Origin of the sequence: Streptomyces sp. NPDC059166 (assembly GCF_042755185.1) — a bacterium.
Classification (GTDB): domain Bacteria; phylum Actinomycetota; class Actinomycetes; order Streptomycetales; family Streptomycetaceae; genus Streptomyces.
This window is the reverse complement of sequence record NZ_JBHZCI010000039.1, coordinates 1-21,153: the sequence shown is the minus strand read 5'-3', so window position 1 is coordinate 21,153 and position 21,153 is coordinate 1. Positions and strand designations below refer to the sequence as shown.

Here is a 21,153-nt window from a genome sequence, read left to right as displayed (position 1 = left end):
GTCGGCCGTGGCAGGCGACACACCGTTCCGGAAGCGGCGCCTGCGGCGCACCAAGTCGTCGGAGGCCCGACAGGGCGGCGCAGTCCCGGCAGAGGGCGACAGCCCCGCTGCCGAGCACCAGGCCGCCCTGCCCGCCTCGCACGGCACATCTGACGACGAGCGGGGCCGTCCGGCCTCGCTCGAGGCGGTGGAGGCGGCCGATGGGTCCCAGGAGGCCGGTCAGGACGGACCGGCGTCCCCGGACGCCCCGGGGCGGCTCCACTCACTGAAGCGGGGCGTACGCAGGAGCAGGGAGAGCGCCAGGGCCGCCGTGGGCGTGGTCGCCGACCGCATCATCGACACGGCCCCACGCATCCCCGTACGGGACCTCGCCACCCTGCGCCGGCAGTTCCCGGGGCTCGGCCCCGAAGAGCTCGCCGACAAGCTCGTCGCGGGAGCGTGCGGCGCCACCGCCGCCGTCGGAGCGGGCATCGGGGCCGCGGCGATGATGCCCGTACCACCGGCGATGCTCGCCGAACTGGCCGCCGAGATCACCGGCGTCGCCGCCGTCGAGATGAAGCTCGTCGCCGAGCTCCACGAGGTCTACGGCCGGCGCCCCCCGGGCAACCTCGGGCAGCGCAGCACCGCGTACCTCACGGCCTGGACGGAGGAGCGCGGCATCGACGTCTCGCGCCCCACCACGCTCAACGCCGCCCTGGGCGGCCAGATGAAGCGCGAACTGCGTCAGCAGATCATGAAGCGCACCGTGCGCGACCTGCCCAACCTCATCCCGTTCATGATCGGTGCGGCCGTCGGCGCGATGATGAACCGGCGGGACACCAGGAAGCTCGCCGACCGGGTCAGGAACGACCTCCGGCGCCATCAGGTGCCCTGGGACCGCCTCACGGAGCTGCCCCCGCTGGAACAGCCCGCGCGGCCCGCCAAGGAGCTCCCAGAGGGCCTCGACGACCCCGGCCGCTGATCCGCGGGCCCGCCGTCGGCCTCCCCGGCCGGGTGCCGGCGTACCGCTCCTCAGGCGGGTACGGGTGCGAGTGCCGCCACCAGGGCCTGCGGCTCCCTGGTCGACAGGTAGACGTACGGCGTCGGGTCGGCCGGGTCGGTCACCTTCACCCGCACCGCCGTCGGGATGTAGCTGCGCAGCACCATGAACGCGCGGGTGTCCGCCTTGTACGTGCGCCAGGCGCGCGCCTCCTCGCCGTCCAGCACCTCGGCGTCACCGAGCGCCTCCAGCGGGATGCGGGCATCGCCCGCCACCAGCGCGCCCTGCACGACCCGGATGCGCGCGGAGCCGTACGAGCTCACGCCCGCGCACGCCGCCGCCGTACCGGCGACGAGACCGCCGAGCATGGGCAGCAGGCCGAGCGGCAGGAGCATCAGAGCGCAGGCGACGCCGATTCCGAACGCGATGAGCCACCACGAGCGTGGCGCGGTGAGGCGTTCGTCGAAGGGAGGTGCGGAAGGCTGCATGCAAGCAAGCTTGGCACGGCGCGCCCCGTGAGCGGCGGCGCGGGTAAGGTCTGCGCCTGTGAGTGGAACATCTGCACGTCTGACACCCCCCGAGGGCGCGGTGGCGCCCGTCCGGCATCCCGACGCTCCCGCGCCCGGTGAGCTGCTCGGCTCCCACTACGAACACTGTTTCGGCTGCGGGGGCGGTCAGCCGCACGGACTGCACCTCCAGGCCACCGCCGGCGAGGGCGTGAGCGTCACCGCCGAGTTCACCGTGAAGCCCGCCCACCAGGGCGCCCCCGGCCTCGCCCACGGAGGTGTCCTGGCCACGGCCCTGGACGAGACGCTCGGCGCGCTGAGCTGGCTGCTCCGGGTCATCGCGGTGACCGGGCGGCTGGAGACCGACTACGTCCTGCCCGTCCCGGTGGGCACCGTGCTCTTCCTGGAGGCCGAGGCCACGGCCGTCGCCGGCCGGAAGATCTACTGCCGTGCCACGGGGCGGACCGGAGGCCCGGAAGGGCCCGTGGCGGTACGCGCGGAAGCCCTCTTCATCGAGGTCAAGGTGGACCACTTCATCGACAACGGACGGCCCGAGGAGATCCAGGCGGCCATGTCCGACCCGGACCAGGTCAGGCGGGCCCGCGCCTTCGAGGTGAACCCCTGATGCGCCACCCCGTCGACGTACTCATCCGCCGGACCGACCCGGACGTGCCGATCCCCGCCTACGGACACCCGGGCGACGCCGGCGCCGACCTGGTCACCACCGAGGCCGCGGAACTCGCCCCAGGTGAGAGGGCGGTGCTCCCGACCGGGGTGTCGATCGCCCTGCCCGACGGGTACGCCGCCTTCGTGCACCCCCGCTCCGGCCTCGCGGCCCGCTGCGGAGTGGCCCTCGTGAACGCCCCAGGGACGGTCGATGCCGGGTACCGTGGGGAGATCAAGGTCATCGTGGTCAATCTCGACCCACGCGAGACCGTGAGGTTCGAACGGTTCGACCGGATTGCCCAACTGGTCGTCCAGCAGGTCGAGAAGGTGCGCTTCCACGAGGTGACGGAACTCCCCGGCTCGGCACGGGCAGGGGGAGGCTTCGGATCCACCGGCGGTCACGCCGCAGTGGACGGCGTCACGGGCGGTAACACCCAGGGTGGGAACAGCTACGCTTCGGTCGTATCCGACCGGGAAGGACGTTGACGTGTTCGGACGTCGCAAGAACAGTGGTTCCGCCAAGGACTCGGCGGACGAAGCGCGCGAGGCCGAGCAGGTCGCCGACGAGCTCGACGGCGCCGGGGCCGAGAGCGGCCGCACCAGCCTTCCGCCCGCCCCTCGTCCCGACGGGCCGTGGGACCTCTCCGAGGTCTCCAGGCCCGGCGAGGGCAGGGTCGACCTCGGCGGCATCTTCGTGCCCGGCGTCGAGGGCATGGAACTCCGGGTGGAGGTGGCCGGTGACGCGATCGTCGCCGCCACGGTCGTGCTCCGCGACAGCGCCATCCAGCTCCAGGCCTTCGCCGCCCCCAAGCGGGAGGGCATCTGGGGCGAGGTGCGCGAGGAGATCGCCTCCGGCATCACCCAGCAGGGCGGCGTCATCGACGAGGTCGAGGGCCCCCTCGGCTGGGAACTGCGCGCCCAGGTGCCCGTGCAGCTCCCGGACGGCAAGAACGGTGTGCAGCTGGTGCGCTTCGTCGGCGTCGACGGACCGCGCTGGTTCCTGCGCGGGGTGATCTCCGGCCAGGGCGCGGTGCAGCCGGAGGCCGCCGGGCTGCTGGAGACCATCTTCCGGGACACGGTCGTGGTCCGCGGCGAAGGCCCGATGGCCCCGCGCGACCCGATCGTCCTCAAGCTTCCCGAGGACGCCCAGATGGTGCCCGAGGGTGTCCAGCAGGAGGACCAGGAGAACTCGAAGTTCTCCGGCGGAATGGGACAGCTCCAGCGCGGACCGGAGATCACCGAGGTCCGCTGACGGCGACCGGGCCCGAACCCGCCGTGGGCCGCATCCCGGGGAGGGGTGCGGCCCACCGGCCTTCTCTAGCCGTTGCCCGAAAGGGCGGCCGCTGGCGATACTGGCGGCTGCCGAGGGAGCGGCGGACGGCAGCCGCGTACGCAGGGGGGAACGATGACACGGAGCACCGACGCAAGCGCCGGCGCGGTACTCGACGGCGGTCCGGGCGCCGGCCCGATGGTGCGGATCGAGGACCTGCACCGGTCCTACGGGTCCGGAGCCGCGGCCGTCCACGCGCTGCGCGGGGTCTCCTTCGAGATCCCGCGCGGTGAGCTCGTCGCCCTCAAGGGGCGTTCCGGGTCGGGCAAGACCACCCTGCTCAACCTCGTGGGCGGACTCGACACCCCGGACGGCGGCCGCGTCACCGTCGACGGCACCGATCTCTCCGAGCTGGACGAGGACGGCCTGCTCGGACTGCGCAGGGACCGGATCGGCTTCATCTTCCAGTCGTTCGGACTCATACCGATCCTGACAGCCGCGGAGAACGTCGGCGTGCCCATGCGGCTGCGCAGGACGGACCCGCACGAGCGGGACGAGCGGGTGGCGCTGCTGCTCTCGCTGGTCGGCCTCGGCGACCACGCCCAGCAGCGTCCCGGAGAGCTCTCCGGCGGTCAGCAGCAGCGTGTGGCCATCGCCCGCGCCCTCGCCAACCGTCCGGCCCTGCTGATCGCCGACGAACCCACCGGGCAGCTCGACGCGGAGACCGGGCTGGCGGTCATGCAGCTGCTCCGGGCGGTCGTACGCGGCGAGGGCGTCACCGTCCTGGTGGCCACCCACGACCCGCAGCTGCTGGGCTTCGCCGACCGTGTGCTCGAGCTCAGCGACGGACACATCGTCGAGCACGCGCGGCCCTGAGGCTCCGCCCGCCCCCGGGCGGAGCCCCGCATCAGAATCGCGTCAATACGGACCCCGTCGCGGGGTCCGTGTCCCTTGTGCCCGGAATTCTCGGGGTAACTTCGAGAACGGCTCCCGTGTCGGCGGAAGCCCGTTCAGAGAAGACAATGGGGCCATGGCGCGCGGCAAGCTTCGGATCTACCTGGGTGCGGCACCCGGCGTCGGCAAGACGTACGCGATGCTGTCCGAGGCCCATCGCCGGGTTGAGCGGGGCACGGACTGCGTCGTCGCGGTCGTCGAGCACCACGACCGCCCGCGCACCGAGGTCCTGCTCCACGGCCTGGAGCAGGTGCCGCGGCACGACATCGAGTACCGCTCCGCGGTCTTCGCCGAGATGGACGTCGACGCCGTCCTGCGGCGGGCACCGGCGGTCGCCCTCGTCGACGAACTGGCCCACACCAACGTGCCCGGCTCCCGCAACGCCAAGCGCTGGCAGGACGTCGAGGAACTCCTCCGGGCGGGCATCGACGTGGTCTCCACCGTCAACATCCAGCACCTGGAGTCCCTCGGCGACGTCGTGGAGTCCATCACCGGGGTGCGGCAGCAGGAGACCATCCCCGACGAGGTCGCCAGGCGGGCCGACCAGATAGAGCTCGTCGACATGTCCCCCCAGGCGCTGCGACGGCGCATGGCCCACGGGAACGTCTACCAGTCGGACAAGGTCGACGCCGCCCTGTCCAACTACTTCCGGCCGGGCAACCTCACCGCCCTGCGCGAGCTCGCCCTCCTCTGGGTCGCCGACCGCGTGGACGAGTACCTCCAGCAGTACCGGGGCGAGCACGACATCAGCGCCCCCTGGCAGGCCCGCGAGCGGATCGTCGTCGGGCTCACGGGCGGCCCCGAGGGCCGCACCCTCATCCGCCGCGCCTCCCGGATGGCCGCCAAGGGCTCCGGCAGCGAGATCCTCGCCGTGTACATCGCCCGCAGCGACGGACTGACCTCGGCCTCACCGAAGGAACTCGCGGTGCAGCGCACCCTCGTCGAGGACCTCGGAGGCTCCTTCCACCACGTCATCGGCGACGACATACCCACCGCGCTCCTGGCCTTCGCCCGGGGCGTCAACGCCACCCAGGTCGTCCTCGGCTCCAGCCGCCGCAAGACCTGGCAGTACGTCTACGGGCCGGGGGTGGGTGCCACCGTCGCCCGCGAGTCGGGGCCCGACCTCGACGTGCACATCGTCACCCACGACGAGGTCGCCAAGGGGCGCGGGCTGCCCATCGCGCGCGGCGCGCGCCTCAGCCGGACCAGGATCGTCTGGGGCTGGCTGGCCGGCGTCGGCGGGCCGGCGCTCCTGACCCTGCTGCTGCGGGGCATGGAGAACGGCCCGGGGCTCGCCAACGACGTCCTGCTCTTCCTCTTCCTGACCGTGGCCGCCGCGCTCCTCGGCGGGCTGGCGCCCGCCCTCGCGTCCGCCGCCGCCGGCTCGCTCCTCCTGAACTACTGGTTCACCCCGCCCACCCACACCCTGACCGTGCAGGACCCGGAGAACTTCGTCGCCATCGTGATCTTCTTCGCGGTGGCGGTCGCGGTCGCCTCCGTGGTCGATCTTGCGGCCCGCCGTACCCACCAGGCTGCGCGCCTGCGCGCGGAGTCGGAGATCCTCTCCGCGCTCGCCGGAAGCGTCCTGCGCGGGGCGACCGCCCTGGACGCCCTGCTGGACAGGGTCCGCGAGACCTTCGCCATGGAGTCCGTCGCACTCCTGGAGCGGCGCAGCGACGTCGACCCGTGGACCTGCGCCGGATCAGTGGGACCGGCGCCCGTGACCCGGCCCGACGACGCGGATGTGGACATGCCGGTCGGCGACAACATGGCGCTCGCGCTGTCCGGCCGCGTGCTGCCCGCCGAGGACCGCAGGGTCCTCGGCGCGTTCGCCGCCCAGGCGGCCGTCGTACTGGACCGCCAGCGCCTGGTGGGGGAGGCGGAGGCGGCGAGGCGCCTCGCCGAGGGCAACCGGATCAGGACGGCGCTCCTCGCCGCCGTCAGCCACGACCTGCGCACCCCGCTGGCGGCCATCAAGGCCGCCGTGAGCTCGCTGCGCTCCGACGACGTCGCCTGGTCCGCCGCGGACGAGGCGGAGTTCCTCGCGGCCATCGAGGACGGGGCCGACCGCCTGGACCACCTGGTCGGCAACCTGCTCGACATGTCGCGCCTGCAGACCGGCACGGTCACCCCACTGATCCGCGAGATCGACCTCGACGAGGTGGTCCCGATGGCGCTCGGCGGAGTACCGGAGGACAGCGTCGACCTGGACATCCCGGAGACCCTGCCGATGGTCGCTGTCGACCCCGGGCTGCTGGAGCGCGCCGTCGCCAACATCGTCGAGAACGCCGTCAAGTACAGCCCCGGCCGGGAACGCGTCACCGTGGCCGCCAGCGCGCTGGGCGAACGCGTCGAGCTGCGGGTGGCCGACCGCGGCCGCGGGGTCCCCGACGAGGCCAAGGAACGCATATTCGAGCCCTTCCAGCGGTACGGCGACGCTCCGCGCGGCGCCGGGGTGGGTCTCGGCCTCGCGGTCGCCCGCGGCTTCGTCGAGTCCATGGGAGGCACCCTGGACGCCGAGGACACCCCGGGAGGCGGGCTCACCATGGTCCTCACCCTCACGGCCGCGCCCGGGCAGACGAGGGCCGGCCCGGTGCCTCCGTCGCACCTCACCTCATGAGACCCCGGGCGTACCCGGCCCAGGGGCCCGTCCCAGGGGTCTCCACCCCGTACACGTATTCCGGAAAGGCAGGTCCGCGATGACCCGGGTCCTCGTGGTCGACGACGAGCCGCAGATCGTCCGCGCCCTCGTGATCAACCTCAAGGCGCGCAAGTACGAGGTGGACGCGGCACCCGACGGCGCGACCGCCCTGCAGCTGGCCGCGGCCCGCCACCCCGACGTCGTCGTCCTCGACCTCGGCCTGCCGGACATGGACGGCGTCGAGGTCATCCGCGGCCTGCGCGGCTGGACCCGGGTGCCGATCCTCGTCCTCTCCGCCCGGCACACGTCCGACGAGAAGGTCGAGGCGCTGGACGCCGGTGCCGACGACTACGTCACCAAGCCGTTCGGCATGGACGAGCTGCTGGCACGCCTGCGCGCCGCCGTACGCCGGGCGGAACCGGCCGGCCCCGAGGGCGGTGACGACATGGTGGTGGTGGAGACCGAGGGGTTCACCGTCGACCTGGCGGCGAAGAAGGTCCACCGGGAGGGCCGCGACGTGCGCCTGACGCCCACCGAGTGGCACCTGCTGGAGGTCCTCGTCCGCAACGCGGGCCGCCTCGTCAGCCAGAAGCAGCTGCTCCAGGAGGTCTGGGGGCCGTCGTACGGGACCGAGACCAACTACCTGCGGGTCTACATGGCGCAGCTCCGCCGCAAGCTGGAGCGGGACCCCTCCCACCCCAGGCACTTCGTGACCGAGCCGGGGATGGGATACCGGTTCGAGCGAGGGTGAACTGTGCCGGATCGATAGGTCTTCGCTCGTTCGGGTGGTGTTTGCGGGGGCCCGCCTGCACCCCGGGAGACCGGTACCCTTCGGGTATGAGCGCTGTTCCCCGATCCGAGAAGTCAGACAGGGCTTCGAGGCCGTCCGGCCGCTTCCGCCGCATGCTCGACCGTCTGTCCAGCTCCCAGGAGGACCTCGAGTCCGAGGAGCTGCGGGAGGACTCGCACGCATCGGGGTGCACCCGTATCTCGGAGTGCTCGGACCGCCAGATCGTGAAGGTCACTGGTACGTTGCGGACCGTCACCCTGCGCCCGCGCGCCGGAGTACCCGCGCTGGAGGCGGAGCTCTTCGACGGGACGGCGCCGCTCGACGTGGTCTGGCTCGGCCGGCGGTCCATCGTCGGCATCGAACCGGGCCGCAAGCTCATCGCCTCGGGACGCGTGGCCGTCAGTCACGGGCGCCGGGTGCTGTTCAACCCCAAATACGAACTCCGACCGCTCGGCAAGGAGTAGCCGGTGACGTCTCTCGACAAGCCGACGTCCGACACGGACCAGCACCACCGCACCGACCAGCAGGACGCCGACGCGAAGGCGGTCACCGAAGCCGCGCTCTTCGAGGCGTTCGGCGGCGTGCGCGGCATGGTGGAGACAGTCCTGCCCGGGCTGCTCTTCGTCACGATCTTCACCATCAACAAGGACCTGACCGCCTCGGCGGTCGCCGCGCTGGCAGTCTCCCTGCTGCTCGTCGTCGTACGGCTGCTCCGCAAGGACACCGTCAAGCACGCCTTCAGCGGCGTCTTCGGCGTGGCGTTCGGTGTGCTCTTCGCGAAGATGACGGGCAACGCCAAGGACTTCTACCTGCCGGGCATGATCTACACGCTCGGACTGGCCCTCGCCTACCTCGTCACCACGCTGGCGGGTGTGCCGCTGATCGGGCTGATCCTCGGGCCCGTCTTCAAGGAGAACCTCTCCTGGCGCACCAGGAACCCGGGCCGCAAGAAGGCGTACGCCAAGGCCAGCTACGCCTGGGGCCTGATCCTGCTCGCCAAGTGCGCCATCCTCTTCCCGCTCTACTGGTGGGCCGACACCACCCAGCTCGGCTGGGTACTCGTCGCGCTCAAGATCCCGCCCTTCCTGCTCGCGGTGTATCTGACCTGGGTCTTCCTCGCCAAGGCGCCGCCCCCCATCGACGTGTTCGCCGAGATGGAGGCGGAGGAGCAGGCCGAGAAGGAGCGGAAGGCCGCACAGCGCGCCGACCGGGCCGCGGAGGCCGGACGCACCGAGCTCTGACCCCGACGCCCGCAGCAGGCCGGACGCACCGACTCCGGCCTCGACGCCCGCAGTGAGTGGGGCCCGGACCGTACCCACGGTCCGGGCCCCACTCACGCGTCAGGGGCGTCAGTCGCCGGCCGGCTCGCGGCGGACCGACAGCAGGTCCTCGAGCTGCTCCTCGCGCGCCTGCGCGGCCACGAACAGCAGCTCGTCCCCGGCCTCCAGGGTCTCCTCGGGGCTCGGCGTCAGCACCCGCGTACCGCGGATGATCGTGACGAGCGAGGTGTCCTCGGGCCAGGCGACATCGCTCACCCGGATACCGGCCATCGCCGACTCCGGGGGCAGGGTCAGCTCGACCAGGTTGGCGTCGCCGTGGCTGAAGCGCAGCAGACGTACGAGGTCGCCGACGCTCACCGCCTCCTCGACCAGGGCGGACATCAGACGCGGCGTGGAGACCGCGACGTCGACTCCCCAGGACTCGTTGAACAGCCACTCGTTCTTCGGGTTGTTCACCCGGGCCACGACCCTCGGAACCCCGTACTCGGTCTTCGCGAGCAGCGAGACCACCAGGTTGACCTTGTCGTCACCGGTCGAGGCGATCACGACATTGCACCTCTGGAGCGCCGCCTCGTCGAGCGACGTGATCTCACAGGCGTCCGCGAGCAGCCACTCGGCCATCGGCACCCGCTCCACCGAGATGGCGGTCGGCGCCTTGTCGATCAGCAGCACCTCGTGCCCGTTCTCCAGGAGCTCGGCCGCGATGGATCGGCCCACCGCGCCGGCTCCGGCAATCGCCACGCGCATCAGTGACCGCCCTCCTCGGGACCCTCGGCGAAGGCCTCCTCGACCTTCGCGATCTCGTCCGTACGCATCATCACGTGGACCAGGTCGCCCTCCTGCAGAACCGTCTGCGACGTGGGCAGTATGGCCTCACCCAACCGGGTGAGGAAGGCGACGCGGACGCCGGTCTCCTCCTGCAACGTGCTGATCTTGTGCCCGATCCACGACGGTGTGGTGTGCACCTCGGCGAGCTGCACACCACCGCTCGGGTCGCGCCACAGCGGCTCCGCGCCCGACGGCAGCAGCCGGCGAAGCATCTGGTCCGCGGTCCAGCGGACCGTCGCGACCGTGGGGATGCCCAGGCGCTGGTAGACCTCGGCACGCCGGGGGTCGTAGATACGGGCCGCGACGTTCTCGATCCCGAACATCTCGCGTGCCACACGGGCGGCGATGATGTTGGAGTTGTCGCCGCTGCTGACGGCCGCGAAGGCTCCCGCCTCCTCGATCCCCGCCTCACGCAGGGTGTCCTGGTCGAACCCGACCCCGCTCACCCGGCGGCCGCCGAACCCGGCGCCCAGGCGGCGGAACGCGGTGGGGTCCTGATCGATCACGGCGACCGTGTGCCCCTGCTGTTCCAGGGTCTGTGCGAGTGCGGCTCCGACACGCCCGCAGCCCATGATGACGATGTGCACCTCGCGCCTACCTCGCCGTCCTGGTCGTCGTCCGGATGACCTGCGAAAACACCCTGCTCACACTTCTCTCTCAGCTTGCGGGGCAAAGAACCGGGCAGCCACCCTCGGCGCTGCCCGGGGACGAGCTTAAGCGGCGGCCACCGGGCCGCCTCATCCGAGTGTGCGTATCCGAGGGGCCGGAGAGCAAAGCGAGGGCGCGGACGGGTGTCCGGCACGGGGTGCGGACGGTGTGTGGCCGGGACGTCGGTGGGGGCGTGGCCGGGGTGCGGACGGGACGTCGGAGGGGCGCGGACGGTGTGCGGCCGGGCCTTGGCGGGGGTGCTGTCAGGCGGAGGGCACCCGTCCGTAACGCAAGGATTTCGTTAAGAATCCCATGGACTTTTCCGGTGAGGGCGGGTAATTATGAAGGTTTTCCAGGCGCCGAGGGGGTGGTGCCTCGGCGGCGTGTCTCGCCAGCGCTTACGATCCTCTGCGTGTCCAAACTGACCGACGTGCCCAAACGGATCCTGATCGGCCGGGCGCTGCGCAGCGACAAGCTGGGGGAGACCCTCCTCCCGAAACGCATCGCCCTCCCCGTCTTCGCATCCGACCCGCTGTCCTCCGTTGCGTACGCACCCGGAGAAGTCCTCCTCGTGCTGTCCATCGCGGGCGTGTCGGCGTACCACTTCAGTCCGTGGATCGCGGTCGCGGTCGTCGTCCTGATGTTCACCGTCGTCGCCTCGTACCGGCAGAACGTGCGCGCCTACCCGAGCGGTGGCGGCGACTACGAGGTCGCCAACACCAACCTGGGCCCCAAGGCAGGCCTCACCGTCGCCAGTGCGCTCCTCGTGGACTACGTCCTCACCGTCGCCGTGTCGATCTCCTCCGGCGTCGAGAACCTCGGCTCCGCCATCCCCTTCGTCGTCGAGCACAAGACGTTCTGCGCCATCGGCGCCATCGTGCTGCTCACCCTGATGAACCTGCGCGGGGTGAAGGAGTCCGGCAAGCTCTTCGCCATCCCGACGTACCTGTTCGTGGCGGGCGTGTTCGTGATGATCCTCTGGGGTGCCTTCCGGGGGGTGGTGCTCGGTGACACCATGCACGCGCCCACCTCGGACTACGTGATCAAGCCCGAGCACCAGGGTCTCGCCGGGTTCGCCCTCGTCTTCCTGCTGCTGCGCGCCTTCTCCTCCGGCTGTGCGGCGCTCACCGGTGTCGAGGCCATCAGCAACGGCGTCCCCGCCTTCCGCAAGCCCAAGAGCAGGAACGCGGCCACCACGCTGGCCGCGATGGGACTGCTGGCCGTCACCATGTTCTGCGGCATCATCGGCCTCGCCATGGCCACCGACGTGAAGATGGCGGAGAACCCCGCCAAGGACCTGATCCACAACGGTGTGGCGGTCGGCGCGGGCTTCGTCCAGGACCCGGTGATCTCCCAGGTCGCGGCGGCGGTCTTCGGCGAGGGCACGTTCCTCTTCGTCTTCCTCGCGGCGGCCACCGCCCTCGTGCTCTTCCTCGCGGCCAACACCGCGTACAACGGCTTCCCGCTGCTCGGATCGATCCTCGCGCAGGACCGCTACCTGCCCCGCCAGCTGCACACCCGCGGTGACAGGCTGGCCTTCTCCAACGGCATCGTGCTGCTGGCGGGCGCCGCGATCCTGCTCGTCTGGATCTACGGGGCCGACTCGACCCGGCTCATCCAGCTCTACATCGTGGGCGTGTTCGTCTCCTTCACGCTCAGCCAGACCGGCATGGTGCGGCACTGGAACCGCCACCTGCGCACCGAGAAGGACCCCGCGGCGCGGCGGCACATGATCCGCTCCCGGGCGATCAACACCTTCGGCGCGTTCTTCACCGGCCTGGTCCTCGTCGTCGTCCTTGCCACCAAGTTCACCCACGGCGCCTGGGTCGCCCTGCTCGGCATGGTGATCTTCTTCGGCACCATGACCGCGATCCGCCGGCACTACGACCGGGTCGCCGAGGAGATCTCGGCCGAGGACGCGCCGTCCGACGACACCGTGCGGCCCTCCCGGGTCCACTCGATCGTCCTGGTCTCCAAACTGCACAGGCCCACCCTGCGCGCCCTGGCGTACGCCAAGCTCGTGCGCTCGGACCACCTGGAGGCGCTGTCCATCAGCGTCGACCCGGACGAGACGAAGGCACTCAGGCAGGACTGGGAGCGGCGCGGCATCGACATCCCGCTGAAGATCCTCGACTCGCCGTACCGCGAGGTGACCCGACCGGTCATCGAGTACGTCAAGAGCCTCCGCAAGGACCGCCCGCGCGATGTGATCAGCGTCTACATCCCGGAGTACGTGGTCGGCCACTGGTACGAGCACCTGCTCCACAACCAGAGCGCGCTGAGGCTCAAGGGGCGGCTCCTGTTCACCCCGGGCGTCATGGTCACCTCCGTGCCCTACCAGCTCGAGTCCTCCGAGGCCGCGAAGGTGCGGGCACGGAAGCGCGCCGACTGGAACGCCCCGGGTGCGGTCCGCCGCGGTCCCGTCGAGCGGCGGCACCACAAGGAGTCCAGCAGCACCAAGAGCTGACAGGGGTGTCCGGGTCGGCGGGCACGTCGCCCATGGCGAGCGGCCGGCTTCCGTCCACGTAGACTTGTGGGCTGTCGTCCGGCCGCTTTCCCTTGCCGGCCCAGTCCGGCCGCTTTCCCGTCGCCGGCCTACCTCTCCGTTCCCCTTACCGATCTCTGGAGCCACCCCCTCATGCAGAACGAATCCACGTCGTCGCAGCCCGGGGAGGACCTCGTCGGTCGGGAGTACGAGGTCGAGGTCGGCCCCGTCGCCCACGGCGGCCACTGCATCGCCCGTACCGCCGAGGGACAGGTGCTCTTCGTGCGCCACACCCTGCCCGGCGAGAAGGTCGTCGCCCGCGTCACCGAGGGCGGGACCGAGTCCCGCTTCCTGCGCGCCGACGCGGTCACGGTCGTCGAGGCGTCCAAGGACCGGGTCGAGGCTCCCTGCCCGTACGCCGGCCCCGGCAAGTGCGGCGGCTGCGACTGGCAGCACGCCAAGCCGGGAGCGCAGCGCCGCCTCAAGGGCGAGGTGATCGCCGAGCAACTGCAGCGCCTCGCGGGTCTCACGCCCGAGGAGGCCGGATGGGACGGCACGGTCATGCCGGCCGAGGGCGACAAGCTCCCCGCGGGCCAGGTCCCCGCCTGGCGCACCCGGGTCCAGTACGCCGTCGACGCGGACGGCACCGTGGGCCTGCGCAAGCACCGCTCGCACGAGGTCCAGCCCGTCGACCGCTGCCTGATCGCCGCCCCCGGCGTCTCCGAGCTCGGCGTCGAGAAGCAGGACTGGCCGCAGATGGCCACCGTCGAGGCGATCTCGGCCACCGGCTCCCACGACCGCCAGGTCATCCTGACGCCGCGCGAGGGCGGCCGGCTCCCGCTCGTCGAGCTGGACAAGCCGGTCTCCGTGATGCGCGTCGACGAGAAGGACGGCGGCGTCCACCGCGTCCACGGCCGCGCCTTCGTGCGCGAGCGTGCCGACGACCGCACGTACCGCGTCGGCTCGGGCGGCTTCTGGCAGGTCCACCCGCAGGCCGCTGACACCCTGGTCCGCGCCGTCATGCAGGGCCTGCTGCCGCGCAAGAACGACACCGCCCTCGACCTCTACTGCGGCGTGGGCCTCTTCGCCGGAGCCATCGGGCAGCGGATCGGTGAGAAGGGCGCGGTGCTGGGCATCGAGTCCGGCAAGCGCGCCGTCGAGGACGCCCGCCACAACCTCAAGGACCTGGACCGGGTCCGCATCGAGCACGGCAAGGTCGACCAGGTCCTGCCGCGCACGGGCATCACCGAGTGCGACCTGATCGTCCTCGACCCGCCGCGCGCGGGCGCCGGCAAGGCCACCGTCAAGCAGCTGGTCGCGCTGGGCGCGCGCCGCATCGCCTACGTGGCCTGCGACCCGGCGGCGCTGGCGCGGGACATCGCGTATTTCGCGGAGGGCGGGTACCGGGTGCGGACGCTGCGGGCGTTCGACCTGTTCCCGATGACGCATCACGTGGAGTGCGTGGCGATTCTGGAGCCTGCGGGCAAGGGCGCCTGACCTGCGGTTTCGTGGTTCGGGTGAGCTGTTCGACCTCTTTCCCTCCCTGAGGCGGGTCGAGGGCACAGCTCGCCCCTCGCGCCCTCCTGACCTGCGAATTCTTCAGGGAGGTGCTCGCGTTGGCGACACCCAGGGTCTCTCTCGCTGGGGGTTCCTGACGCTCGAATGACGCTCGGGAGCGGAAGCCTCAACCTTCCGCAGCTCTCCCGCTGCCGCCTCCTGCCCTGCTCGGCTACGGCAACGCCACTCGGTCAGGGTCTGCTGCATTCGTCGTCGGCGGACCCGCCACGCATGGGGGTAGTCGTTCGGCCGAGCCCACCTCGACCTGCTCCACAAATGAGTGCCGCCTACAGCTCGAGGCTGTGGTGACCTTCCGTGGCTCGGCATGGGCCCGGCCGCTGCGTCTCCCTATGCTTCTCGTCATGGACAGCACCTGGACCGAGAGTGTCGTCAACGTCGTGGACGTCGAAGCGACGTGTTGGGCCGGTTCCCCGCCGCCCGGGGAGGCCAGCGAGATCATCGAAATCGGGCTCACTGTCGTCGACCTGAACATCGGCGAACGCCTCGGTCGGCACCGGATCCTGGTGAGGCCCGCCTGGTCCACCGTCAGCGAGTTCTGCACGGAGCTGACAGGACTCACTCAGGACGAAGTCGATCAGGGAGTCTCCTTCGCCGAGGCGTGCCGACTACTGACGGCGGAGCACCGCGCAGGCACCAGGCCCTGGGCCAGTTGGGGCGACTACGACCGTCACCAGTTCGGAAGGCAATGCCAGGCCACAGGGACGCCTTACCCTTTCGGCCGGCACCACGTCAATGCAAAAACTGTCTTCACCAAAGCCGAGGGCCTGCGCAAGGCCCCTGGCATGACACGCGCCCTGCAGATCGTCGGGCGGCGGCTCGAAGGCCGTCACCACCGGGGTGAGGACGACGCCTGGAACATCGCTGCTCTCGTACTCCTCCTCCACGAGAGGGGAGACTGGCCGACCGCGGGAGGGCACCGCGCCTGAGGGCGGCCGCCGGTGTAGCGCGCGAGACTTGGTCTGCCGTGAGCAGCGACACCGGCCTCGGCGGCAACGTGCGCGATCGGACGGGTGCGGCAGCGCTCCACGAGCGGACGACGTCCCTCAATGTTCAACGGGGCGTTCGCATGAGTCACCGCAGCACCTCGGTGCCTTGGTCGGCCGTGATGACGGCGAGGAGGGGGAACGCGATGAGCAGGGCGGCCGCGACGAGAAGCCCACTGGCCCAGAGCGGCCCGAGGACCCCGGCTTCGGTGCTGAGTGTGGCCGCAGCCACGACGGGGCCGACGGCGGCACCCGCGTTGAGCGCCGCTGTGGCATACGAGCCGGCCATCGTGGGGGCTCCCACGGCCTCGTAGAGGACCCGCGTAATCAGCGTGCTGCCCAGCGCGAACGACAGCGCGCCCTGCACGAACACGAGGATGAACAGAGCGACCGGCTCGTCGGCCAGCACCGCCAGAGCCGACCAGCCGATGAGCAGCAACGGACCACCGACCGCGATGACCGGACCGGGACGTCGGTCGGAGAGACGTCCGGCGACGGTGACGCCCACGAAGGAACCGGCGCCGAAAAGCACCAGCGCGACAGAGATCCACAACTTGCCCAGCCCGGCGCTGTCGGTCACCACGGGTGCGAAGAAGGTGAGGCTTCCGAATGTTGCCGCGTTCACCAGCGCACCGAGCAGCATCACCAGGATCAACCGCGGCCTGGTGAGCGGGGAGAGCTCCGCTCGTAAGGCCGGCCTGCCGGTCGCCTCGTCTTCATCACGTCCTGCTGGGATTCCCTTCAGGATGCCGAGGGCTGCGGGTAGACAGAGAGCGGCGACGGCCCAGAATGTGGCCCGCCAGCCGAGCAACGTGCCGAGCACCGCCCCACCAGGGACACCGGCGATCGTGGCCACTGTGGTGCCCGACAGCAGTACGGCCAGCGCGCGTCCCTTCTTGTCGGGCGGGACCAACGTGGTGGCAGCGGTCAGAGCGACGGCAAGAAACCCTGCGTTCCCGAGCGCGGCGACGATCCGAGTGGCGAACAGGAGGGGAAAGCTCGTGGTGATGGCGCCCACGGCGTGAGCTGCCGCGAAGACGAGCACGAACCCGAGAAGGCCGACGAGTCTGGGCCAGTTACGGGCAAGCGCGGCCACAAGAGGGGCACCGACGACCATGCCGATCGCGAACGCAGAGGTCAGGACGCCCGCTGTCCCGACTGTGACGTCAAGATCTGAGGCGATGTCCGGCAAGAGGCCGGCGAGCATGAACTCCGAGGTCCCCATGGCGAAGACCGCCATGGCAAGCAGATACAGAGGAAGAGGCATTGAGTCGCTCCGAGGTGAGAGAAGCACGAGAAGGTCATCTCGTCACCGCGGCCAGCCCCATGCGCACACTCGTCACACCGCGAGAGCGGCGCGACGACAGGGCTACGAGCTCAGTGGTTCAGGGGGCTGACGGCGTGACCGAAAGCCCCCACCGTGTCTGACTCAGGACTCGACATGGTCCGCACGCTACCCGACCGATGCCCGTCGAACCATCTTGGTTTCACGGGCATCGGCCTATGTCACCAACGTCATGTCCCGCAACAGCTAGTCAGCCAAGACCAGCTCGTCAGGGCCATCCATCCCAGCCGTCCTGACTACCGCCCGGCAGAACTCCGCGGGAGGGCAGTAGCGGTGCTCCGTGATGTAGTGGATGACGAGGTTGGGGGCCGAGTAGACGGTGCCGTCGGTGTCCTGAGCCCGGATCTCAGCAGAGCCGAGCCACACCTGGGTGTCGAAGGCCGGACCACCAAGGATGACGGGCCGCTCGGTGGAGCAGAACTCGCAGTCGTGAACACCGCGCGTCTGATTGTCGTAGGCACTGCTGAGGGCCTTCATCGCATCGATCACACGGTCGTCCACGATCCCGGTGCGGTATGCACAATCGGGCGCCAACCAGCCGACGTTGAGCATCTCCTGGTCCGATGTGTCATACACGTAGGCGGTCATGTCGGGGTAGTGTGGCATGACTGCTCCTCAGTGTGGGTTGCAGTGTTCTCAGCAGAAGGCCATGTGCACGGGTCCCATCTTCCCCGGACGCGGCCCGCCCATCTCGGGGGAGGCAAGGCTTACTCCTCCCACCGCAACCGCCGTTACCTGCGACGACCCCAGATCAAGCACACGATCCCCGAACCGAAGAACGAGCGGGCGCCAAGCCCCGCGGCAGCAGAGGCGGTCGGCCCACCGGCTTCGACAAGACGATCTACAAGCGCAGGAACGAAGTCGAGCGAACGATCAACGCGCTGAAGAACTCCCGGGCCGTGGCGACGAGGTTCGACGAGCGCGCCTACATCTTCCATGGCACGGTGACCGTCGCCTCGATTCGGCCCTGACTCCGCTCCTGACGCCTCGCCCTACGGGCCGAGCTCGTAGTCGAACCAGATCCGGTGGGTGCCGTCCGCATCGACGGCCATGCCTCCGGTCCCGGTGATCCCAGCCAACCCAGCCGTTCCACTGCCACGGACGATGATGAAGAACTCGTCCTCCCTCCCTTCGCCCAGGGTGGTCGCGGAGTGCGCAAAATTGAAGGTGCCCGTCTGCCCATGGAGCGTTCCCTCGAAGGACTCCATAGCGACATACGTCCCAGACCCGCTGGACTGGTCGAACGCGGCGGTGAACAGGGTCGCGGAGCGACCGGCGATCTCGCCGTCGTACTGCTTCTCCATGATGGAGACGCCGACGGGCAGCGCCGTCACAATCGCGGGGCCTGGCAACGGAGTTGGGGTGAACTCGGCAACTTTGAACGTTCCTGAAGCTCGCATCCCTGGATCGTAGGCCCCACCACTGACATCGTCTCCGAGTGTCCCGTCCATGATCCGCCGGACAGCCCCTAAGCATCTGAGTGTCCCCGGTGCCTCGGATGAATGCCCCGTGGCCCGCGATGACGGCTTGGCCGATCGGATTCTCGCGGAGGAGGGGACCGGACGACCTTCCTCTGTGAAGCCGGCGGCTTACGCCTGAGGTGTCGTCCTCGTCGGCCGTGACGCTCATGTGACGCCCGCGGCGTCCTCAAGAAGGGGTGCGAGCCAGAAAAGCGCTCCTGACCTGGAGCTTTCTGGATCCCGTTCGGGCCGACTTCTTTCCGATGGCTTCGCGCGTCGAGTGCGTGGCGATTCTTGGTCTGCGGACAAGGGCGCTTTACCTGCGGTTTCGTGGTCAGGATGAGCTGTTCGACCTGCTTCCCCGCGTGCGGCGGGTTGAGGGCACGGATCGCCCCTCGTGCCCTCCTGGCCTGCGAATTCTTCAGGGAGGTGCTCGCGTTGGCGACACCCTCAGGGTCTCGCTGGAGGTTCCTGGCGCTCGTATGACGCTCGGAGCGGAAGTATCAACCTTCCGCCGGTCCTCCGCTGCCGCCATGTAGGCCCACCGGTGCAGGTGAGCTCTCCGGTACGGGATTGAGATTGAAGTTGCGGCTTTCTTTGTCACGGGTGGGCCGAGGGCTGTGCTGTCACGCCGCCCTCGTGTCAGAGGACACGGCAGACTCCCCGCTGGCGGTCAGTTGGCCTCCCCGCTGGTGGACATGAAATCTCCCCGGTGGCGGACAGCTGATCTCCCCGCAGACCCACCCAGCCCATAACGCACAGTGGGCGGGGTGAAGAGCGATGAGGAGATCATGGAGATTCTTGAGGCCTACGACCTCACCGGGAGTTACCGGAAGGCGGCCGAGCTGGCCGGTTGCGACCACCACACCGTGCGCCGATACGTGCAGCTACGCGGGCAGGGGGTCGACCCGACCGAGCGGGCGGTGCGGTCGAAGCTGATCGACGACTTCCTGCCGAAGGTCGAGGAACTGGTCGAACGGTCCCGCGGCAGGGTCGGCGCCGACGCTGTTCACAAGAAGATCGCGGCGATGGGCTTTACCGGCACTGACCGCACCACGCGCCGGGCCGTCGCCGCGGCGAAGGAGTCCTACCGGGCTGGGAACCGCAGGGTCTTCCGGCCGTGGATACCCGAACCGGCGATGTGGCTGCAGTGGGACTGGGGCGAGGGCCCACGCATCGACGGCAGACGCACCAGCCTGTGGTGCGCGTGGCTGGCCTGGTCCCGCTTCCGGGTGGTCATCCCGGTCCTCGACAAGACCCTGCCCACCATGGCGGCCTGCTTGGACGCGACGTTCCGGCAGCTGGGCGGGGTCCCGACCTACTGCCTGACCGACAACGAGAAGACCGTCACGGTCGAGCACGTGGCCCGGATCGCGGTCCGCAACCCCGAGCTGGTGCCGATCGCCCGCTACTACGGCACCGTCGTCAGGTCGTGCATGCCGGCCGACCCGGCCTCGAAGGGAGGGACGGAGGCAACGGTCCGGATCGCGAAGCGGGACCTGGTCCCCACCGCGGTCAACCTGCGAACCGAGTACGTGGACTTCGCCGAACTCCAGGAGGCCTGCGAAGACTTCATGGCCGAGGTGAACGGCCGGATCCACCGCGAGACCCGCCGGATCCCGGCCGAGCTGCTGGCCGAGGAGCGACTGCGGCTGCACCCGGTGCCCGAGCAGCCGTTCACCGCCGCGTTCGGCGAGACCCGCCGTGTCGGCAAGGACTCCACCATCTCGGTCGAGTCGGTCCGCTACTCGGTCCCGCACCAGCTCGTCGACGAGCGCGTCTGGGTCCGATTCCACGGAGACGAGCTGATCGTCACCGCGATGACCGGAGGCAGTGCGGTCGAGGTCGCTCGCCACCCGCGCTCGATGCCGGGCAGTCCGCGGATGAGCACTATCCCGACGCCCCGCGCGGCAAGCGCACGCCTGTCGGCGTACAAGTGAACGTGGCTCTGGCAAGATTTTCGTAGGCGAAGATCATCTCGGTGGCACGATCGGCCGGTCGGCATGGTGTCGGCGGAGGTGAGCGATCAGGACGACGCGGTGGCGGAGGAGACGGACACCGGCTCGTCCGGCCATGATGCGTTTCTGCAGTTTGACGTCCGTGATGCGGCCTTCGTTGACTCCGGAGTTGTATGACGTCGTGATGCCCTGAGTGACTGCATGGCGGTCTTCGTGGAGGGCCCTGGCAAGGCCGACGAGTGGTGCCAGTCCGCTCCTTTTGAGATCGCCCAGCCATGCTGGCAGGGGTGCCGCGTCGCGGTTGTCGAGCATGGTGGCGAAGCGGCGGACCAGGTCGTGGGTGAGCTTGAGTTCGGGGCAGTGGTCGAGGAGCCTGGGAAGCCGCTCGTTGATGTGCAAGCTGCGGCGGTGCGGGTGGGTGGTGATCCAGCGGGCCGCTTCACGAGGTGAGGGCGGCCGCTCGAGTGGCTCGTCGATCGGCAAGCCTCGTCGGAGGGGTGCGACAGCCATCTTCACGCGCTGGTAGTGGCCGAGGTAGCCCTTGACCTGCAGTTCTTCGTGCAGGATCTTCGCACTGTGCTGCCCTTCATCCCAGCGTTGCCGCAGGTAGCCGAGGTAGGGATCCAGCGTGGAGGGCTTGCGGGGCGGCCGGCGCATGACTTCCTGCCAGGTGCGTGCGCGGGCGTACTTACGAACGGTTCGGCGGTCCAGGCCGAGCTCACGGGCCACGGAGCTGTGGCTCCGGCCGGTGCGGGTCAGGGCTTGGACCGCCTCGAACAGGC

General features: G+C 70.1%; 19 protein-coding genes and 3 pseudogenes. 14 read left to right on the top strand and 8 right to left on the bottom strand.

From position 1 onward, the window contains the following. Positions 1-7: 7 nt before the first annotated feature. Positions 8-961, top strand: coding sequence for a hypothetical protein (locus ACFXOA_RS25655; RefSeq protein WP_385033056.1), 954 nt, complete (start codon positions 8-10; stop codon positions 959-961). A 50-nt stretch (positions 962-1,011) separates the two neighbouring features. On the opposite strand, the gene ACFXOA_RS25650 is transcribed toward ACFXOA_RS25655, so the two are convergent. Further along, positions 1,012-1,467: a DUF3093 domain-containing protein gene (locus tag ACFXOA_RS25650; RefSeq protein ID WP_385033053.1), complete on the bottom strand. Its 456-nt coding sequence runs from the start codon at positions 1,465-1,467 to the stop codon at positions 1,012-1,014. Positions 1,468-1,525: 58 nt separating this feature from the next. Here ACFXOA_RS25650 and ACFXOA_RS25645 point away from each other — a divergent pair, with 58 nt between their 5' ends. The 8 genes from ACFXOA_RS25645 (at position 1,526) to ACFXOA_RS25610 (ending at position 9,047) form a co-directional block, all read left to right on the top strand. Further along, positions 1,526-2,110, top strand: coding sequence for a PaaI family thioesterase (locus ACFXOA_RS25645; RefSeq protein ID WP_385033050.1), 585 nt, complete (start codon positions 1,526-1,528; stop codon positions 2,108-2,110). After that, the gene (gene dut / locus ACFXOA_RS25640) at positions 2,110-2,637 is read left to right on the top strand and encodes a dUTP diphosphatase (protein ID WP_362539369.1); all 528 of its coding nucleotides are present in this window, start codon (positions 2,110-2,112) and stop codon (positions 2,635-2,637) included. The genes ACFXOA_RS25645 and dut overlap by 1 nt, the downstream gene beginning before the upstream one ends. Before the next feature lies 1 nt (position 2,638). Further along, entirely contained in the window at positions 2,639-3,403 is a 765-nt protein-coding gene (locus ACFXOA_RS25635; RefSeq protein WP_385033047.1) for a DUF3710 domain-containing protein, read from the top strand. Between the two features lie 153 nt (positions 3,404-3,556). Continuing rightward, a complete protein-coding gene (locus ACFXOA_RS25630) occupies positions 3,557-4,297 on the top strand; it encodes an ABC transporter ATP-binding protein (protein WP_385033044.1) in 741 nt (246 codons plus the stop codon). Positions 4,298-4,451: 154 nt separating this feature from the next. Then, positions 4,452-6,995, top strand: a complete 2,544-nt coding sequence (locus ACFXOA_RS25625; RefSeq protein ID WP_385033041.1) for an ATP-binding protein — start codon at positions 4,452-4,454, stop codon at positions 6,993-6,995. A gap of 79 nt (positions 6,996-7,074) precedes the next feature. Beyond that, a complete protein-coding gene (locus tag ACFXOA_RS25620) occupies positions 7,075-7,767 on the top strand; it encodes a response regulator (RefSeq protein WP_385033038.1) in 693 nt (230 codons plus the stop codon). Between the two features lie 86 nt (positions 7,768-7,853). Further along, complete coding sequence (locus ACFXOA_RS25615) at positions 7,854-8,270, top strand: OB-fold nucleic acid binding domain-containing protein (RefSeq protein WP_385033035.1); 417 nt, start codon at positions 7,854-7,856, stop codon at positions 8,268-8,270. A gap of 3 nt (positions 8,271-8,273) precedes the next feature. After that, positions 8,274-9,047 carry a DUF3159 domain-containing protein gene (locus tag ACFXOA_RS25610; RefSeq protein WP_385033032.1) on the top strand — a complete coding sequence of 258 codons (774 nt, stop codon included), beginning with the start codon at positions 8,274-8,276 and terminating at the stop codon, positions 9,045-9,047. Positions 9,048-9,155: 108 nt separating this feature from the next. Here ACFXOA_RS25610 and ACFXOA_RS25605 read toward each other — a convergent pair whose 3' ends face one another. Then, the gene (locus ACFXOA_RS25605) at positions 9,156-9,833 is read right to left on the bottom strand and encodes a potassium channel family protein (RefSeq protein ID WP_385033029.1); all 678 of its coding nucleotides are present in this window, start codon (positions 9,831-9,833) and stop codon (positions 9,156-9,158) included. Next, entirely contained in the window at positions 9,833-10,501 is a 669-nt protein-coding gene (locus tag ACFXOA_RS25600; protein WP_073748169.1) for a TrkA family potassium uptake protein, read from the bottom strand. The genes ACFXOA_RS25605 and ACFXOA_RS25600 overlap by 1 nt, the downstream gene beginning before the upstream one ends. 473 nt (positions 10,502-10,974) lie before the next feature. Here ACFXOA_RS25600 and ACFXOA_RS25595 point away from each other — a divergent pair, with 473 nt between their 5' ends. From ACFXOA_RS25595 to ACFXOA_RS25585, 3 genes are all read left to right on the top strand, one after another. Then, entirely contained in the window at positions 10,975-13,029 is a 2,055-nt protein-coding gene (locus ACFXOA_RS25595; protein ID WP_385033026.1) for an APC family permease, read from the top strand. A gap of 171 nt (positions 13,030-13,200) precedes the next feature. After that, a complete protein-coding gene (locus ACFXOA_RS25590) occupies positions 13,201-14,544 on the top strand; it encodes a class I SAM-dependent RNA methyltransferase (protein WP_385033023.1) in 1,344 nt (447 codons plus the stop codon). 422 nt (positions 14,545-14,966) lie between these two features. After that, positions 14,967-15,551: an exonuclease domain-containing protein gene (locus tag ACFXOA_RS25585; protein ID WP_385033020.1), complete on the top strand. Its 585-nt coding sequence runs from the start codon at positions 14,967-14,969 to the stop codon at positions 15,549-15,551. A gap of 44 nt (positions 15,552-15,595) precedes the next feature. Here ACFXOA_RS25585 and ACFXOA_RS25580 read toward each other — a convergent pair. The 3 genes and pseudogenes from ACFXOA_RS25580 to ACFXOA_RS25570 all read right to left on the bottom strand — a co-directional run. After that, positions 15,596-15,700: pseudogene (locus ACFXOA_RS25580) on the bottom strand (IS481 family transposase); the annotation flags it as partial. After that, positions 15,697-16,875, bottom strand: coding sequence for a Cmx/CmrA family chloramphenicol efflux MFS transporter (locus ACFXOA_RS25575; protein WP_385033017.1), 1,179 nt, complete (start codon positions 16,873-16,875; stop codon positions 15,697-15,699). The pseudogene ACFXOA_RS25580 and the gene ACFXOA_RS25575, both read right to left, overlap by 4 nt. 264 nt (positions 16,876-17,139) lie before the next feature. Next, positions 17,140-17,541 carry a hypothetical protein gene (locus ACFXOA_RS25570; protein ID WP_385033014.1) on the bottom strand — a complete coding sequence of 134 codons (402 nt, stop codon included), beginning with the start codon at positions 17,539-17,541 and terminating at the stop codon, positions 17,140-17,142. Positions 17,542-17,622: 81 nt separating this feature from the next. Here ACFXOA_RS25570 and ACFXOA_RS25565 point away from each other — a divergent pair. Continuing rightward, positions 17,623-17,924, top strand: a pseudogene (locus tag ACFXOA_RS25565) (IS5/IS1182 family transposase); the annotation flags it as partial. A 21-nt stretch (positions 17,925-17,945) separates the two neighbouring features. On the opposite strand, the gene ACFXOA_RS25560 reads toward ACFXOA_RS25565, so the two are convergent. Further along, positions 17,946-18,353, bottom strand: a complete 408-nt coding sequence (locus ACFXOA_RS25560; protein ID WP_385033011.1) for a DUF3224 domain-containing protein — start codon at positions 18,351-18,353, stop codon at positions 17,946-17,948. 830 nt (positions 18,354-19,183) lie between these two features. On the opposite strand from ACFXOA_RS25560, the pseudogene istA reads away from it, so the two are divergent. Further along, positions 19,184-20,293 (top strand): annotated as a pseudogene (gene istA, locus ACFXOA_RS25555) (IS21 family transposase); the annotation flags it as partial. Positions 20,294-20,386: 93 nt separating this feature from the next. Here the strand turns inward: istA and ACFXOA_RS25550 are convergent. After that, positions 20,387-21,153: transposase (locus ACFXOA_RS25550; protein ID WP_385033008.1), on the bottom strand; the 767-nt coding region annotated here is incomplete at its 5' end.

Excerpts from the sequence above, each read along its gene's own strand:
- ACFXOA_RS25650 (WP_385033053.1), bottom strand. The coding sequence starts at position 1,467 with ATGCAGCCTTCCGCACCTCCCTTCGACGAACGCCTCACCGCGCCACGC.
- dut (WP_362539369.1), top strand. The coding sequence starts at position 2,110 with ATGCGCCACCCCGTCGACGTACTCATCCGCCGGACCGACCCGGACGTG.
- ACFXOA_RS25630 (WP_385033044.1), top strand. The coding sequence starts at position 3,557 with ATGACACGGAGCACCGACGCAAGCGCCGGCGCGGTACTCGACGGCGGT.
- ACFXOA_RS25625 (WP_385033041.1), top strand. The coding sequence starts at position 4,452 with ATGGCGCGCGGCAAGCTTCGGATCTACCTGGGTGCGGCACCCGGCGTC.
- ACFXOA_RS25620 (WP_385033038.1), top strand. The coding sequence starts at position 7,075 with ATGACCCGGGTCCTCGTGGTCGACGACGAGCCGCAGATCGTCCGCGCC.
- ACFXOA_RS25615 (WP_385033035.1), top strand. The coding sequence starts at position 7,854 with ATGAGCGCTGTTCCCCGATCCGAGAAGTCAGACAGGGCTTCGAGGCCG.
- ACFXOA_RS25605 (WP_385033029.1), bottom strand. The coding sequence starts at position 9,833 with ATGCGCGTGGCGATTGCCGGAGCCGGCGCGGTGGGCCGATCCATCGCG.
- ACFXOA_RS25590 (WP_385033023.1), top strand. The coding sequence starts at position 13,201 with ATGCAGAACGAATCCACGTCGTCGCAGCCCGGGGAGGACCTCGTCGGT.
- ACFXOA_RS25585 (WP_385033020.1), top strand. The coding sequence starts at position 14,967 with ATGGACAGCACCTGGACCGAGAGTGTCGTCAACGTCGTGGACGTCGAA.
- ACFXOA_RS25575 (WP_385033017.1), bottom strand. The coding sequence starts at position 16,875 with ATGCCTCTTCCTCTGTATCTGCTTGCCATGGCGGTCTTCGCCATGGGG.
- ACFXOA_RS25570 (WP_385033014.1), bottom strand. The coding sequence starts at position 17,541 with ATGACCGCCTACGTGTATGACACATCGGACCAGGAGATGCTCAACGTC.
- ACFXOA_RS25560 (WP_385033011.1), bottom strand. The coding sequence starts at position 18,353 with ATGCGAGCTTCAGGAACGTTCAAAGTTGCCGAGTTCACCCCAACTCCG.